This window comes from Pseudomonas sp. efr-133-TYG-5 (genome assembly GCF_030209175.1).
Taxonomy (GTDB): domain Bacteria; phylum Pseudomonadota; class Gammaproteobacteria; order Pseudomonadales; family Pseudomonadaceae; genus Aquipseudomonas.
This window is the reverse complement of record NZ_JARVSM010000004.1, coordinates 604,018-620,657: the sequence shown is the minus strand read 5'-3', so window position 1 is coordinate 620,657 and position 16,640 is coordinate 604,018. Positions and strand designations below refer to the sequence as shown.

The window sequence follows — 16,640 nt, the reverse complement described above, 5'->3', positions numbered from 1 at the left end:
GCTGGCTTGCCAGCGACTCGAGTGCGCAGCACTCGCTGAGGTCCTGCCTGACCACATCTAAAGAGGGTGCATTCAATGTCCCAAGAATTCGATTACATCATCATCGGTGCCGGCTCGGCCGGTAACACACTTGCGACCCGTCTGACTGAAGACGAAGGCGTCACCGTGCTGCTGCTCGAAGCAGGCGGCCCTGACTACCGTTTCGACTTCCGCACACAAATGCCGGCCGCCCTGGCGTTCCCGCTGCAGGGCCGTCGCTACAACTGGGCCTACGAAACCGATCCGGAGCCGCACATGGACGGTCGCCGGATGGAATGCGGTCGCGGCAAGGGCCTCGGCGGTTCCTCGCTGATCAACGGCATGTGCTACATCCGTGGCAACGCCATGGACTACGACGGCTGGGCGAAACTGCCAGGCCTGGAAGACTGGACCTATCTGGACTGCCTGCCGTACTTCCGTAAAGCGGAAACCCGCGACATCGGCCCGAACGACTACCACGGTGGCGACGGCCCGGTCAGCGTGACCACGCCGAAGGCGGGCAACAACCCACTGTTCCACGCCATGGTCGAAGCCGGCGTGCAGGCCGGTTACCCGCGCACCGAAGACTTGAACGGTTACCAGCAGGAAGGCTTCGGCCCGATGGACCGCACCGTCACGCCGAACGGCCGTCGTGCTTCCACCGCCCGTGGCTACCTCGACATCGCCAAGAAGCGTTCGACCCTGACCATCGTCACCCACGCCCTGACCGACAAGATCCTCTTCGAAGGCAAGCGTGCGGTCGGCGTGCGTTACCTGGTCGGCTCGGCCGAAGAGCGCGTTGAAGCCAAGGCACGCAAGGAAGTCCTGCTGTGCTCCGGCGCCATCGCTTCGCCGCAGATTCTGCAGCGCTCCGGTGTCGGCCCGGCAAAACTGCTGGAAAGCCTCGACATCCCGGTCGTCCACGACCTGCCGGGCGTCGGTGAAAACCTCCAGGACCACCTCGAGCTGTACCTGCAATACGCCTGCACCCAACCGGTTTCGCTGTACCCGTCGCTGCTCTGGTACAACCAGCCGGCCATCGGTGCCGAGTGGCTGTTCAACGGCACCGGCATCGGCGCCAGCAACCAGTTCGAAGCCGGCGGTTTCATCCGTACTCGCGAAGAGTTCGAATGGCCGAACATCCAGTACCACTTCCTGCCGGTGGCGATTAACTACAACGGCAGCAACGGTGTGAAAGAGCACGGGTTCCAGGCGCACATGGGTTCCATGCGTTCGCCGAGCCGTGGCCGCATCCAGGTCAAATCCAAGGATCCGCGCCAGCACCCGAGCATCCTGTTCAACTACATGGCCACCGAGCAGGACTGGCAGGAATTCCGTGACGGCATCCGCCTGACCCGGGAAATCATGCAGCAGCCTGCCCTGGACGCCTTCCGCGGCCGTGAAATCAGCCCGGGCATCGAAGTGCAAACCGATGAGCAACTGGACAAGTTCATCCGCGAGCACGCCGAAACCGCGTTCCACCCGTCCTGCTCGTGCAAGATGGGCACCGACGACATGGCGGTCGTGGATGGCGAAGGTCGCGTGCATGGCATGCAGGGCCTGCGTGTGGTCGATGCCTCGATCATGCCGATCATCACCACCGGCAACCTGAACGCGCCGACGATCATGATGGCCGAGAAAATCGCCGACAAGATCCGTGGCCGCAAGCCGCTGCCGCGCAGCACCGCCGCCTACTACGTTGCTGGCGGTGCGCCGGTGAAGGGCAAGCCGATGCGTGATGTCACGCCTGCTGCTCAGTAAGACTTGATACCGCGTCACGGCTAATCGCTGGCAAGCCAGCTCCCACAGGGTTTTGCGTCGTTCACAGATATTGTGGTCACCGAGAAACCTGTGGGAGTCTGGCTTGCCAGCGATGAGGCCCTGCAAATCTACACCTCTCTCCCTGGTTCACAGTAAATCCCCCTACACCCCCTCTTCACTTGATCCTACCCCCACGCAGGCCTACTCTAGTCCTCGCGCAATCGTTTCACCCCTCCCCGCCGAATCGCTTCGCCCCGCTACTCCATGACAAGGAGGTTTCCGAATGTTCGATTTCCACCCCCAGCTCAAGCAGCGCTTCGCTGCCTTGCGCACGGGCGCTGAATTCTTTTCCCTGCGCTATGTGCGCGAGTCCGGCCAGTACCTGTCGGTGCGCAAGAACGTTGCCGAGCCGCCGAGCCTGAGCCGCGACGAGGGGGCGATGCTGACCGTGCGGGTCAACGGTGTCGAGGCCTACGCCGCCACCAACGACCTGTCGCAGCAAGGCCTGCAGGCCGCCCTCGAGCGCGCCGAACAGCAGGCCCGGCGAATCAAGCCGTACGCCTTGCTCGACCTGCGCGACCAGGCGGTTTCCAGCGACCGCAACGATTACTTTTCACCCAATCTCGAACAACCCTTTCCGTCCCTGAGCGACTGCTTCGAGCTGCTCGGCGCGGAATCCGCCTCGGTGCCAAAGGATGAGCGCCTGGTGAACTGGGAGGTGAGCGTCGGCATCACTCACGTCGAGCAGATCTACCTGAGCAGCGCCGGGGCCGAATTGCGCCAGGCCCAGCGCTTCGTCTACCCGGGCCTGAGCGTCACCGCCTACGACGGCAGCGACAGCCAGACCCGCAGCCTCGGTCGCGAAAACTTCGGCCAGCAGGGCGGCGCGGACGTCATCAGCCGCTGCGGCCTGGTCGGCGCCGGTCCGCAGGTGGCTGACCAGGCGCTGCAATTGCTGCTTGCCCCGAACACCCCGCAAGGCGCGCGCGACCTGCTGCTGATGCCCGACCAGATGATGCTGCAGATCCATGAGTCCATCGGTCACCCGCTGGAACTGGACCGCATCCTCGGCGACGAGCGCAATTACGCCGGCACCAGCTTCGTCAAGACCAGCGACTTCGGCAGCCTGCAGTACGGCTCGCCGTTGCTCAACGTGACCTTCGATCCGGGCATCCCGGAAGAACTTGCCAGTTACGCGCATGACGACGATGGCAGTGTCGCCAGCAAGCAATTCCTGATTCGCCAGGGCCTGCTGCTGCGGCCGCTGGGTGGCGCGCTCTCGCAACACCGCGCCGGCCTCGACGGCGTGGCCAACAGCCGCGCCTGCGGCTGGAACCGCGCGCCGATCGACCGCATGGCCAACCTCAATATCGAGCCGGGCGACCAGAGCCTGGGGCAACTGGTCGAGGGCATCGAGCACGGCATCCTGATGAGCACCAATCGCTCGTGGTCGATCGACGATGCGCGCAACAAATTCCAGTTCGGCTGCGAATGGGGCCAGTTGATCGAAAACGGTGAGCTCAAGGGCGTGGTGAAAAACCCGAACTACCGGGCCATCTCTGCCCAATTCTGGAAAAGCCTGCGCGCCGTCGGCGATGCCAGTACCGTCAAGGTGCTGGGCACGCCGAACTGCGGCAAGGGCGAACCGAACCAGGTGATCCGCGTCGGCCACGCTTCGCCGGCCTGCGTATTCAGCAACGTTGATGTGTTTGGGGGAGACGCCTGATGGCTAACGTAAAGAGTCAGGCCGAGGCCTTCAAGGTACTGGTCAACTGGCTGCAGGACACCGTGCGCGAGCCGGAGCAATTCACCCTCAGCCACGCCGCCGAATCCTCCGCTTTCGTGCGCTTCAATCACGCCAGGGTGCGCCAGGCCGGGCAAGTGCAGCAGGCCAGCGTCAGCCTCAAGCTGATCAACGACGGTCGCCATGCCGACCTGCAGATCACCCTCTCGGGCGAACAGGAAACCGATCTGCAACGCCTCGCCGAAGGCTTGCAGCAACTGCGCGAAACCCTGCCGCTGCTGCCACAGGATCCGTACCTGCTGCTCAACCACAACGGCTGGCAGAGCCGGCACGTGCAGGAGCATCCGCTGCCGGACACCGAACAGGTCGTGGCGCAGATCGCCGAGGCGGCGCAAGGCCTCGATCTGGTCGGCATCTACGCCGCCGGCCCGATTGCCCGCGGTTTTGCCAGCTCTTCGGGGGCCTTCGGCTGGCACCAGGCCAACAGCTTCAACTTCGACTTCAGCCTGTTCCACGACAACGGCCAGGCCGTGAAGGCCAGTTATGCCGGGCACGACTGGAACAGCGCTGATTTCGCCCGCCGCATCCAGCAGGCGCGCGAGCAACTGGAGTTCCTCGGTCGCCCGCTGCGCACCCTGGCGCCGGGGCAGTACCGCGCCTACCTGGCACCGGCGGCGCTCGAAGAAATCATGGGCATGCTGTGCTGGGGCGGGTTTTCCGCGCAGTCGATTGCCAGCAAGAGCAGCCCGTTGCAGAAGCTGTACGCCGGCGATCAGGCGTTCAGTGCGCTGGTGTCCCTCGACGAAAAAGTCAGCGACTCGCTGAGTCCGGCGTTTTCCGGCGAAGGCTATCCACGCAGCGATCTGCGCCTGATTGTCGAAGGCAAGGCGGGCGCGCAACTGGTCGGTTCGCGCAGCGCCGCCGAGTACGGCCTGACGGCCAACGGCGCCAGCGGCGGGGAAGCGCCGAGCGCGCTGACCATGGCCGCCGGTGACTTACCGCAGGCGGATGTTCTCAAGCAGTTGGGTACCGGGTTGTACATCAGCAACCTGTGGTACCTGAACTACTCGGATCAACCGGCGGCACGCCTGACCGGCATGACCCGCTTCGCCACGTTCTGGGTGGAAAACGGCGAGATCCAGGCGCCGGTCAGCACCATGCGCTTCGACGACAGCGCCTACAGCCTGCTGGGTTCGCAACTGGAGGCCCTGACCGCCGAGCGCGAGTTGCTGCTGTCGGCGAGCACCTATAGCCAGCGCAATACCTCGTCGGCATTGCTGCCGGGGGCGCTGGTGAGCCGACTGACCTTGACCCTGTAACACCGCAAATACCTGTGGGAGCTGGCTTGCCAGCGATGAGGACATCAGATTCAACATAACTTTGTCTGAAAGTCCGCCATCGCTGGCAAGCCAGCTCCCACAGGGTAGTGTTCCGCCTGACCCACACTCTCAGAGGTTCCATGCCCAACCGCCCACCGCTCGACGCCATCACCGCCCGCTGGTTGCCGTGGGTCGTCGCCATCGCCTTCTTCATGCAGTCCCTCGACGGGACCATCCTCAACACCGCCCTGCCCGCCATGGCCCGGGACCTGGCCGAAGACCCGCTGCGCATGCAGGGCGTGGTCATCGCCTACATGCTCACCGTGGCATTGCTGATTCCGGCCTCGGGCTGGATCGCCGATCGCTTCGGCACGAAGAAAATCTTCTTCGGCGCGATCCTGCTGTTCAGTTTCGGCTCGCTGCTCTGCGCCCTGTCCAGCAGCCTGACCATGCTGGTCGGCGCGCGCATCATCCAGGGCCTCGGCGGTGCGCTGATGCTGCCGGTCGGACGCCTGGTGGTGCTGCGCGCCTATCCGCGTTCGGAACTGGTGCGGATCATGGGTTTCATCACCATCCCCGGCCTGCTCGGCCCGTTGATCGGCCCGACCATGGGCGGCTGGATGGTGCAGTACCTGACGTGGCACTGGATCTTCCTGATCAACCTGCCGGTGGGCGTCATCGGTTGCTACGCGGTATGGAAATTCATTCCCGACCTGCGCGGCAGCGAGCGCACGCGTTTCGATAGCCTGGGTTTCCTGCTGTTCGGCGCGGCGATGATCCTCATCACCATCGCCATGGAAGGCCTGGGCGAACTGCACCTGCCGCACCTGCGGGTGATGTTGCTGCTGTTCGGCGGTCTGGCCTGTCTCGCGGCGTACTGGCTGCGCGCCGGACGTGTCGAGAACCCGCTGTTCGCGCCTTCGCTGTTCAAGACCCGCACCTTCGCCGTCGGCATTATCGGCAACCTGTTCGCCCGGCTGGGCAGCGGTGCCCTGCCGTTCCTGGTGCCGTTGCTGCTGCAGGTGGCGCTGGGTTACTCGCCGTCGCAGGCGGGGATGAGCATGCTGCCGCTGGCTGGCGCGGCGATGTTCGCCAAGTGGATGGCGCGCCCGCTGATCGAACGCCTCGGCTATCGCATCGTGCTCACCGGCAACACCCTCGCGCTGGGCATCATGCTGGCGAGCATGGGCCTGGTCAGCGAGCAGACGCCGTACTGGCTGCTGCTGTGCCTGTTGGCGATTCTCGGTGCGATCAACTCGCTGCAATTCACCGCGATGAACACCGTGACCCTGATCGACCTCGACGATGCCAGCGCCAGCAGCGGCAACAGTCTGCTCTCGGTGGTGGCGCAGTTGTCGTTGAGTCTTGGGGTGGCCTGCGCCGGTGCGCTGCTGGGCGGCTTCACGGCGGAGATCGGCAACGACGGCGTGGAAACCGTGCTGGGCGCGTTCCAGCTGACCTTTGTCACGGTGGGGATCATGGCGATGCTGGCGGCGACGATTTTCTCGCAGCTGTCGAAAGAAGACGGCCGGCGCGCCAAACGTGCGCAGGAACACCCGGACGAACACATCGAGCACTGAACAAACGCCGAACTGGGGACGGCGGGTGCGGCGCGCGAGCCCGTTCCCTCGCCAGCGGTTTGATCGCCAGGTGCTGGTGATCGAGTCGCTGTTCGTCCAGAACTTTCGAGGAAAGTGGCACGGGGCTGCTACACTGCGCGACATTTTGTTTTGCAGGCCAGTCCCGTGACCACCATCGCCACCGCTTTTAATACTTTGCCGCTGTCCGCCGCCATGCTGGCTAACCTCGAATCTCTCGGTTATGCGCAGATGACGCCGATCCAGGCGCAAAGCTTGCCGGTGATCCTCAAGGGGATGGACCTGATCGCCCAGGCCAAGACCGGCAGCGGCAAGACCGCCGCGTTCGGCATCGGCCTGCTCAACCCGATCAACCCGCGCTACTTCGGTTGCCAGGCGCTGGTGATCTGCCCGACCCGCGAGCTGGCCGATCAGGTCGCCAAGGAAGTCCGGCGTCTGGCCCGTGCCGAAGACAACATCAAGGTCCTGACCCTGTGCGGCGGCGTGTCGTTCGGCCCGCAGATCGCTTCGCTGGAGCACGGCGCGCACATCATCGTCGGCACCCCGGGACGCATCCAGCAGCACCTGCGCAAGGGTTCGCTGGTGCTCGACGGCCTCAATACGCTGATCCTCGACGAAGCCGACCGCATGCTCGACATGGGCTTCTACGACGCCATCGAAGACATCATCGAGCAGACCCCGGCGCGCCGGCAGACCCTGCTGTTCTCCGCCACCTACCCGGCGGGCATCAAGCAACTGGCCTCGAAGTTCATGCGCGACCCGCAGACGGTCAAGGCCGAAGCGTTCCACGACGACACGCAGATCGAACAGCGCTTCTACGAGATTGCCCCGGAAGAACGCATGAGCGCCGTGACCAAGGTCCTGCACCACTTCCGCCCGGCCTCCTGCGTAGCGTTCTGCTTCACCAAGCAGCAAGTTCAGGAAACCGTCGATCACCTGACCGCCAAGGGCATTTCCGCGGTCGGCCTGCACGGCGACCTGGAGCAGCGTGACCGCGATCAGGTGCTGGCGATGTTCGCCAACCGCAGCACCTCGGTCCTGGTCGCCACCGACGTCGCCGCTCGCGGCCTGGACATCGATGCGCTGGACATGGTGATCAACGTCGAACTGGCCCGCGACTCGGAAATCCACATTCACCGCGTTGGCCGTACCGGGCGTGCCGGCGAGAAAGGCATCGCGGTCAGCCTGGTGGCGCCGTCCGAGGCGCATCGCGCGCAGGCCATCGAACAACTGCAGAAAGCCCCGCTGAACTGGGATCAGGTCGACAACCTCAAGTCCCAGGGCGGCGCGCCGCTGCAGCCGCCGATGAGCACGCTGTGCATCGCCGGCGGGCGCAAGGACAAAGTGCGTCCGGGCGACATTCTCGGCGCACTGACCGGCGATGCCGGCATCCCGGGCGCGCAGGTGGGCAAGATCGCGATCTTCGACTTCCAGTCGTATGTGGCGGTTGAGCGCACCGTGGTCATGCAGGCGCTGCAGCGCTTGAACAACGGCAAGATCAAGGGCCGTTCGCTGCGTGTTCGCGTCCTGTAAGCGATCTTCCAACAAAAGTTGATCGTTCCCACGCTCTGCGTGGGAATGCATCCTGTGACGCTCCGCGTCACGATTTAAAAGCGGACGCAGAGCGTCCATGGCGGCATTCCCACGCAGAGCGTGGGAACGATCTGTGTGAGGACACCGTTTTGCGCTCTACCGAAGTCGTGATCATTGGCGCCGGCGCCGCTGGCTTGATGTGTGCCCTGACCGCGGCCGGCCGCGGGCGTCAGGTGTTGCTGCTCGACCACGCCAACAAGCCCGGCAAGAAAATCCTCATGTCCGGCGGCGGTCGCTGCAATTTCACCAACATGTACACCGAGCCGAGCAATTTCCTTTCGCACAATCCGCATTTCTGCAAATCGGCCCTGGCGCGCTACACCCAGTGGGATTTCATCGGCATGGTCGGCAAGCACGGCGTGCCGTACCACGAGAAGAAACTCGGTCAGCTGTTCTGCGACAACAAGGCCAGCGACATCCTCGGCATGCTGCTCGACGAGTGCGACCAGGTCGGCGTCGAGCTGCACCTGGACACCTCGATCCAGACCATCGAGAAGGTCGACAGCGGCTACCTGCTCGACACCACCCTCGGCCAGTTGCAGTGCCAGTCGCTGGTGATCGCCACCGGCGGCCTGTCGATCCCGACGCTGGGCGCCAGCGGTTTCGGTTATCAGGTCGCCAAGCAGTTCGGTCATGAACTGCTGCCGACCCGCGCCGGGCTGGTGCCGTTCACCATCACCGACCAGCTCAAGGACTTGTGCAGCGAGCTGTCCGGCACGTCGGTGGATTGCCTGGTCAGCTGCAACGAGCAGAGCTTTCGCGAAAACATCCTGTTCACTCACCGAGGCCTCAGCGGCCCGGCGATCCTGCAGATTTCCTCGTTCTGGGAGCCCGGCGACACGGTGGAAATCAACCTGCTGCCGGATCACGACGCGGCGAGCTGGTTGCAGCAACAAGTCGCCGAGCGTCCGAACAGCGAGCTGAAAACCCTGCTCGGCGAGATTTTCACCAAGAAGATGGCCAACCTGCTGGCGGACAACTGGTTCGTTTCCAAACCGATGAAGCAGTACACCCACGCCGAACTGGCGCAGATCGCCGACAGACTCGGCAGCTGGAAAGTCGTGCCGGCCGGCACCGAGGGCTACCGCACCGCCGAAGTCACCCTCGGCGGCGTCGATACCCGCGAAGTGTCGTCCAAGACCATGGAATCGCTGAAAAGCCCGGGCCTGTATTTCGTCGGCGAAGTGCTCGACGTCACCGGCCACCTGGGCGGCTTCAACTTCCAGTGGGCGTGGGCGTCGGGTTACGCGGCGGCGCAGTACGTCTGATCCCGCTGTTCAAATTTGAAATGCAATCCCTGTGGGAGCTGGCGTGCCAGCGATGGCGGGCTGACATTCAACATGTGATGTTGGAGCTGCCGGCCTCATCGCTGGCAAGCCAGCTCCCACAGTTTTTTTGTCCAACCTGGAAATTGAGATCGGCACAATGGTCCAAAGGAACACTTTTTGCTGTCAGATGTGATCGACGCCATTGCGTCGGCGTCATTACTGGCTCAATTTAGCGGCATCGCCTCGGAAGGCCTTCGCACTTCATGTCCTCGACCTCGTTTCGTCAGTCTTTGCGGCGCCTGTGGGCGCTGGATAAATTCAGCTACAGCGTGCGGGTATTCATCGCCCTGACCGGCAGCATGGCGCTGTGCTGGTATCAGGATGAAATGGGGCTGCTGATCCCGCTGTTCCTCGGGATCATCGCAAGCGCCCTGGCCGAAACCGACGACAGTTGGCAGGGCCGCCTCAATGCCCTGGCGGTGACCCTGGTGTGTTTCAGCGTCGCCGCCCTGTCGGTGGAGCTGCTGTTCCCCTATCCCATCCTGTTCGTGATTGCCCTGGCGCTGGCCAGTTTCAGCCTGACCATGCTCGGCGCCCTCGGCGAACGCTACGGAGCGATCGCCTCGGCGACCTTGATTCTGTCGGTCTACACCATGATCGGCGTCGACCAGCGTGGCGGCGCGGTCAGCGATTTCTGGCACGAACCGATGCTGCTGGTGGCCGGCGCGGCCTGGTATGGCCTGCTGTCGGTGCTGTGGCAGGCGCTGTTTTCCAACCAGCCGGTGCAGCAGAGCCTGGCGCGGCTGTTCCGCGAACTGGGCTATTACCTGAAGCTCAAAGCCTCGCTGTTCGAGCCGATCCGTCAGCTGGATGTCGAAGCGCGACGCCTGGAACTGGCGCAGCAGAACGGTCGCGTGGTCGCCGCACTGAACAGTGCCAAGGAAATCATCCTGCACCGGGTCGGCAACGGGCGTCCCGGCTCGAAAGTCAGTCGCTATCTCAAGCTGTACTTCCTCGCCCAGGACATCCACGAACGCGCCAGCTCCTCGCACTACCCGTACAACGCCCTGGCCGAGGCGTTTTTCCACAGCGACGTACTGTTCCGCTGCCAGCGCCTGCTGCGCCAGCAGGGCAAGGCCTGTCGGGCGCTGGCCGAATCGATCCAGATGCGTCAGCCGTTCATCTACGACGCTACGTTCGCCGAAGCCCTGAGCGACCTGCACGCCTCGCTCGAACACCTGCGCATCCAGAGCAACCCGGCCTGGCGCGGCCTGCTGCGATCATTGCGCGCCCTGGCCGCCAACCTCGGCACCCTCGACCGCCTGCTCAGCGACGCCAGCAACCCCGACGCCCTCGCGGATGCCACCGACAGCAGCCTGCTCGACCGCTCGCCGCGCAACCTCAAGGACGTGTGGATGCGCCTGCGCACCCAGCTGACGCCGACGTCGCTGCTGTTCCGCCACGCCCTGCGCCTGCCGCTGGCGTTGAGCATCGGCTACGGCATGGTGCACCTGATTCACCCGTCGCAGGGCTACTGGATCATCCTCACCACGCTGTTCGTCTGCCAGCCGAACTACGGCGCCACCCGGCGCAAACTCGGTCAGCGGATCATCGGCACCGCCATCGGCCTGACCATCGCCTGGGCGCTGTTCGATCTGTTCCCGAGTCCGTTGGTGCAGTCGTGCTTCGCCATCGCCGCCGGGGTGGTGTTCTTCACCAACCGCACCACCCGCTACACCGTGGCGACCGCGGCGATCACCATCATGGTGCTGTTCTGCTTCAACCAGATCGGCGACGGCTACGGGCTGTTCCTGCCGCGCCTGTTCGATACCCTGCTCGGCAGTCTGATCGCCGGCCTGACAGTGTTGCTGTTCCTCCCGGACTGGCAGGGCCGACGCCTGAACAAAGTGCTGGCCAACACCCTGACCTGCAACAGCATCTACCTGCGCCAGATCATGCAGCAATACGCCGCTGGCAAGAGCGACGACCTCGCTTATCGCCTGGCCCGGCGCAACGCCCACAACGCCGATGCGGCGCTGTCGACCACCCTGGCGAACATGCTGATGGAGCCTGGGCATTTCCGCAAAGAAGCCGACGTGGGCTTCCGCTTCCTGGTGCTGTCGCACACGTTGCTCAGCTATTTGTCAGGCCTCGGCGCACACCGGGAAACTCAACTGCCGGCCGAGGTGCGCGAACACCTGATCGACGGCGCCGGGGTGAAACTGGCGAGCAGCATCGACGAAATCGCCCAGGGCCTGGCGAACAAGCAAGCCATTGCGATCCAGAGCGACGAGGAAGAAGCCCTGGCCAATGACCTGGAGCAGATGCCGGACGAGATCGACGAAGGCCAGCGCCTGGTGCAGACGCAACTGGCGCTGATCTGCCGCCAGCTCGGACCGTTGCGCACGCTGGCGGCGCACCTGATCAAAGACACAGCCGAAGATTGAGGGGGCCAGACAGGCCTCTTCGTCGGATCGCCGCCCGGAGCAAGCCCGCTCCCACAGGTAGCGTAATCCACATATTCTTTGTACTACACCGACACCGTGGGAGCTGGCTTGCCAGCGATGAGGCAATCAATCACACCGCAAATTCTGCATCAGCCCTTCACATCCCATGCTGCCTGAGCAGCTTGTCGTAGCTGCCGTCGGCCTTCATCGCCGCAATCGCCTTGTCGAACCCGGCGACAATCTGCGCGTGCTCCGGGTTCTTCAGGCTGACCAGAATGTGCAGGCTGTTCTCGCTCAGCGGCTTGGGCAGGAATTCCACGGCATTGCGCACCTTGGGTGATTCGCGGGACAGGTAATAGCGCGCGACAAACTCGTCTTCCAGGGTCAGCTTGACCCGGTCCGCCGCCAGCATGCGCACGGCCATGGCGAAGTTATGCACAGGCACTTTCTGCAACGCCGTGTCGCCATCGAAAGGCGCCGAGTAGGCGTAGCCGCGCACCACCGCAATGGGGTAGGTGTGCAGTTCTTCCAGGCTGTTGTATTCGATCGGCGTGTCTTTGCGCTTGATGAACCGCACGCGGTTGAGCAGGTACTCCGCGGAGAACTGCCCCAGCCGGGTGCGATCTTCGTTGTACCAGGCGTTGACCAGCACGTCGTAGCGGCCCTCGCCGACGCCGAGCAACGCCCGCGCCCACGGCACCTGCTCGTAGTCGCTGGCATAGCCGGCACGTGCCAGGGCCGTGCTGACGATATCCGTGGCCAGGCCACCATTGACCAGCGTGTCATCGGTAAAGGGCGGCCAGACGTCGAAGACCAGGCGCAATTTTTCCGCTGCAGCGCTTTGACCCAGCAACAGCAATCCGATCAAAGCGATGGCTCGATGCAGTCGCGGCATGCTTGAAAATCCTTAGCGGGCGGGCCGCCCGGCGTGTTTTCAGTCAAAACCCCAAGGCCCCTTACCGGCGAATCCCAGGCCCTAACATTAGCTCATTGAAGCCAGTGCACAGCGCTTACCAGCAGATTACACAAAGAACCCGGCGCCGCGAGAAAGGAATGATGGCATTTTGGCCTTTGTCACAGATTTCTTCGCCATACAGACATATTTGCCCCGGGCGCTTAGTATCGGGCGACGTTGTTCAAGGAGTCGGAAGATGACAATCGAGTGGGTCTGCAAACATCACAGCGATCTGGGCAAAGAGCAGCTGTACGCCATTTTGAAACTGCGCTCGGAGGTATTCGTGGTCGAACAGCGCTGCGCGTACCTGGACCCCGACGGCCAGGATCTGGACGGTGACACTTGCCATCTGATGGGTTGGGACGGTGATCAGCTGGTGGCATATCTGCGCCTGCTGGACCCGCAATCCCAGGGTGGCGACGTGGTGATCGGCCGTGTGCTGACCGCGCCGGCCGGGCGCGGCAAAGGCCTGGGCCACGCGATGATGGAACAGGCGTTGAAGCAGGCCGAGAAACACTGGCCGCAGGTGCCGATCTACCTGTCGGCGCAAGCGCATCTGCAGGGCTATTACGGGCGCTACGGGTTTGTCGTGGCGGGCGAGGAATACCTGGAGGATGACATTCCGCACATTGGCATGCGGCGCTCCTGAGCCTATCGCCTGGCTTATGATCGCGGCCCTCTCCCGCCGGGAGAGGGCTGGGGTGAGGGCAACGAGCCAAAGGCGAACTCACAACTCAGGGATACTCGAGAACAGCCTTGATCTGCCGCAGATTACGCTCGATCCAGCCCCGATCAATCGCTCCCCAGTCGCGAATCCGATAGGCGCCGGCATGGTTGCGCGCGCCCTCTTCCTGCTCGAACTCACAGACAATGTCCAGGTCGGCCAGCGCCGCAATCGTGTCCTGCGCCGTGCGCCGCGGCATGCCGGTGACTTCGGTCAGCGCCGGCACGCTCTTGGCCAGGCCGCTGTCGATCAGATAAGCCACGTACAAGCGCCGGTAAAAACTGCTCTTGGTCTTGCTCACGTCCATGCCTGCACCCTGCGTTGTTGAAAGACGTTTACTGCAGATCCCGCCACGTCAGGTACACCCGCAGATCGAACTCCACCTGGTGATACCCCGGCAGCATGTGCTCACACAATTTATAGAACGCCTTGTTGTGATCCGACTCCTTGAAGTGCGCCAGCTCATGCACCACGATCATCTTCAGAAAGTCCGGCGCCGCCTCCTTGAACAGCGACGCGATGCGAATCTCTTTCTTCGCCTTGAGCTTGCCGCCCTGCACCCGCGACACCGTGGTATGCAGACCCAGTGCGCGGTGAGTCAGGTCGAGACGGTTGTCGAACAGGACTTTGTCGATGGCCGGGGCATTGCGCAGATATTCCTGCTTGAGGTCCAGCGCGAAGGCGTACAGCGCCTTGTCGCTCTGCACATCGTGGCGGCCCGGATAGCGTTGGCTCAGGTACTCGCCCAGACGCCCTTCGGCGATCAGTTGACGCACCTGATCCTGCAATTGCGCGGGATAGGCCTGGAGGTATTTCAACGCGGTCATGGAACGGGCAGTACCAGTCATGGAGTGGCCGCCAGTGTAGCGAATTCAGGCGCTCAACGCGCCCCAGTCGAACGGCTCGGCGAAGCGCACGGCGTCTTCGGCCATCAGCGGCCGCGCCACCAGGAAACCCTGCACATACTCGCAGCCATGGGCTTGCAGCCATTGATACTGCTCGACGGTTTCGACACCTTCGGCGATCACCAGCAAACCGTATTCCTTGCTCAGATCGATCACGCTGCGCACCAGCGAGGCGTCCCGTGCCGACCCCGGCAATCGCGCGATCAAGTGCCGGTCAATCTTCAGCGTATCCAGTTCCAGGTCACGCAAATGCGCCAGCGAGCAGGAGCCTGAGCCGAAGTCATCCAGTGCCACCCGCACCCCGAGGTTGCGCAGCAGGCGCAGCTGTTTGCGGGTGTCGTCAGGGTTGATGGTCAGCGCTTCCTCGGTCACCTCGACTTCCATCTGCTGCGGCCGCAGGCCATGGCGCTCCAGGACCTGACGCAATTCGGTGACCAGATTCGGCAAGCCGAACTGGGTGTTGCTCAGGCTCACGCCCAGCACCAACTCTTCGCCAAACTGCCCTTCCCAGGCTTTGCGCTGGCCGGCGCTGCGGTGGTAGATCCAGCTGCCGAGGCGACTGATCAGGGTCGCCTCTTCCAGCAACGGCAGGAACAGCCCCGGCGGCACATCGCCGACGCTCGGATGCTGCCAGCGCAGCAACGCCTCGAAACCCCGGATGCGGCCGTCGGCGATCGCCACCTGCGGCTGATAGACCAGATTGAAGTCGCGGTTCTCGATGGCCGTGCGCACGCTTTCTTCCAGCATCAGCCGTGACCGCGCCCGGCCGTTCATTTCGTGATCGTAGAAGCGATACTGCTGGCGCCCGGCCCGCTTGGCCTCGTACATGGCGATGTCCGAGGCGCGCATCAGGCCATCGAGGTTGTTGCCGCAATCGGGATACGTGGCGATGCCGATGCTGGCGCCCAGGGCAATGTCCAGGCCCTCGATCTGCTGACAGATCGACACCCGTTCGATGAGTTTCTCGGCAATCTTCGCCGCTTGCTCGGGGAACTCCAGATCCAGCAACGCGGTGAATTCGTCGCCGCCCATCCGCGCGAGAATGTCGAACGGCCGCAGACACGCCTTCAACTGCTCGGACACCCAGCGCAACACGCGATCCCCAGCGTCGTGTCCAAGGGAATCGTTGACCCGCTTGAAACCGTCCAGGTCGAGGTACATCAGCACCCAGCTGCTGTCGGTGCGCTCGCCGCGCAGCAGCAGGTTCTCCACGGTCTGGTAGAAGCCGCGACGGTTGAGCAGCCCGGTCAGCGGGTCGGTCACCGCTTGAAACTCCAGTTGCTGATGCAGGTGGCGCACCACCGACATGTCCAGCACCGTCACCACCATGGCGTGCTGCTCGCTCGACAGCGGCGCGCAGGACAACGCCACCGGCACCTGCTGCCCGGGCGCCGTGCGCAGCAGCGCGTCATGCAGGCGCAAGGTTTCTCCGCGTTTATAGCTGGCGTAGAAATCGGAATCGGCCCACAGCGGAATGTGCGGTTTCTGCAAATAATCGAGAAACTCCTGCCCCTCCAGCTCCTTGACCGGAGCATTGAGCAGCCGCGAAATCGCCGGGTTGGCGAAACGGATCAAACCGTCCTCGCCCAGCACCAGAATGCCTTCGGCGGCGTTATCCAGCACCGAGGCATTGAAGGCCCGCGCCACTTCCAGGTCATGGCTCAGGCGCTGCAAGGCGCGGCGATTGCGCTGGTGTTCCAGCAACGCCTGGACTTTCGGCTTGAGGATTTGCGGATCGAACGGCTTGAACAGGTAATCCACCGCGCCGCTGGCGTAGCCCCTGATCACCGCGTCCTGGGACTGTTCGTTGGCCGTGAGGAAAATGATCGGCGTCAACCGCGTACGCTGGCTGCCACGCATCAGGCGCGCGACTTCGAAACCGTCCATGCCGGGCATCTGCACATCCAGCAGGACCAGATCGATTTCGTGTTCGAGCAACAGGCTCAGCGCTTCGAAACCCGAAGCAGCGGTCATCACCTGCCAATCCTGACGCTGCAGCAACGCGCGCATGCTGATCAGGTTTTCAGGGTAGTCATCAACGATCAAAAGGACTGAGCTGCCTTCACCTGGCTGGGGTTGCGCGCATTCCATGCTGCTTCTCTTGTCGGGACATCTCTTATCGGAGCATCGGCCGGTTTTTCGTGAAAACCGCACAGTTACTGAGCCTTCACTCTAGTCCGGGATCGCCAAAAGCAATAGCTGTCATCAGGCCATCATTTAAACAAAGCGGCGAGAAGCCGACTAACGGTCACCGTCGCAGGCCCCGAAAACCGGGAAAGATGGCATTTCGACAGGATGTTGACGCCAA

General features: G+C 63.3%; 12 protein-coding genes. 8 read left to right on the top strand and 4 right to left on the bottom strand.

What is annotated here, in order from left to right:
• Positions 1-75: 75 nt before the first annotated feature.
• The 7 genes from betA (at position 76) to yccS (ending at position 11,748) form a co-directional block, all read left to right on the top strand.
• On the top strand, positions 76-1,779 hold the full coding sequence (gene betA, locus QRN70_RS17680) for a choline dehydrogenase (RefSeq protein WP_285419226.1): 1,704 nt from the start codon (positions 76-78) through the stop codon (positions 1,777-1,779).
• A gap of 283 nt (positions 1,780-2,062) precedes the next feature.
• On the top strand, positions 2,063-3,505 hold the full coding sequence (locus QRN70_RS17675) for a TldD/PmbA family protein (protein WP_285419225.1): 1,443 nt from the start codon (positions 2,063-2,065) through the stop codon (positions 3,503-3,505).
• Positions 3,505-4,842 (top strand): TldD/PmbA family protein, encoded by a 1,338-nt coding sequence (locus tag QRN70_RS17670; protein ID WP_285419224.1) that lies wholly within the window; start codon positions 3,505-3,507, stop codon positions 4,840-4,842. The genes QRN70_RS17675 and QRN70_RS17670 overlap by 1 nt, the downstream gene beginning before the upstream one ends.
• A gap of 140 nt (positions 4,843-4,982) precedes the next feature.
• Complete coding sequence (gene mdtD / locus QRN70_RS17665) at positions 4,983-6,422, top strand: multidrug transporter subunit MdtD (RefSeq protein ID WP_285419223.1); 1,440 nt, start codon at positions 4,983-4,985, stop codon at positions 6,420-6,422.
• 213 nt (positions 6,423-6,635) lie between these two features.
• The gene (gene dbpA, locus QRN70_RS17660) at positions 6,636-7,973 is read left to right on the top strand and encodes an ATP-dependent RNA helicase DbpA (protein ID WP_285419372.1); all 1,338 of its coding nucleotides are present in this window, start codon (positions 6,636-6,638) and stop codon (positions 7,971-7,973) included.
• Between the two features lie 149 nt (positions 7,974-8,122).
• Entirely contained in the window at positions 8,123-9,301 is a 1,179-nt protein-coding gene (locus QRN70_RS17655; RefSeq protein WP_285419222.1) for a BaiN/RdsA family NAD(P)/FAD-dependent oxidoreductase, read from the top strand.
• Positions 9,302-9,564: 263 nt separating this feature from the next.
• Positions 9,565-11,748 carry a YccS family putative transporter gene (yccS, locus tag QRN70_RS17650; RefSeq protein ID WP_285419221.1) on the top strand — a complete coding sequence of 728 codons (2,184 nt, stop codon included), beginning with the start codon at positions 9,565-9,567 and terminating at the stop codon, positions 11,746-11,748.
• A 157-nt stretch (positions 11,749-11,905) separates the two neighbouring features.
• On the opposite strand, the gene QRN70_RS17645 is transcribed toward yccS, so the two are convergent.
• Positions 11,906-12,643 (bottom strand): substrate-binding periplasmic protein, encoded by a 738-nt coding sequence (locus QRN70_RS17645; protein WP_285419220.1) that lies wholly within the window; start codon positions 12,641-12,643, stop codon positions 11,906-11,908.
• Positions 12,644-12,899: 256 nt separating this feature from the next.
• Here QRN70_RS17645 and QRN70_RS17640 point away from each other — a divergent pair, with 256 nt between their 5' ends.
• Positions 12,900-13,352, top strand: coding sequence for a GNAT family N-acetyltransferase (locus QRN70_RS17640; protein ID WP_285419219.1), 453 nt, complete (start codon positions 12,900-12,902; stop codon positions 13,350-13,352).
• A gap of 85 nt (positions 13,353-13,437) precedes the next feature.
• On the opposite strand, the gene QRN70_RS17635 is transcribed toward QRN70_RS17640, so the two are convergent.
• From QRN70_RS17635 to QRN70_RS17625, 3 genes are read right to left on the bottom strand one after another with little or no spacing between them, the layout of a single operon-like run.
• Positions 13,438-13,734 carry a winged helix-turn-helix domain-containing protein gene (locus tag QRN70_RS17635; protein WP_285419218.1) on the bottom strand — a complete coding sequence of 99 codons (297 nt, stop codon included), beginning with the start codon at positions 13,732-13,734 and terminating at the stop codon, positions 13,438-13,440.
• Positions 13,735-13,762: 28 nt separating this feature from the next.
• On the bottom strand, positions 13,763-14,254 hold the full coding sequence (locus QRN70_RS17630) for a M48 metallopeptidase family protein (protein WP_285419371.1): 492 nt from the start codon (positions 14,252-14,254) through the stop codon (positions 13,763-13,765).
• Positions 14,255-14,299: 45 nt separating this feature from the next.
• Positions 14,300-16,423 carry a putative bifunctional diguanylate cyclase/phosphodiesterase gene (locus QRN70_RS17625; RefSeq protein WP_285419217.1) on the bottom strand — a complete coding sequence of 708 codons (2,124 nt, stop codon included), beginning with the start codon at positions 16,421-16,423 and terminating at the stop codon, positions 14,300-14,302.
• Between the last annotated feature and the right edge of the window lie 217 nt (positions 16,424-16,640).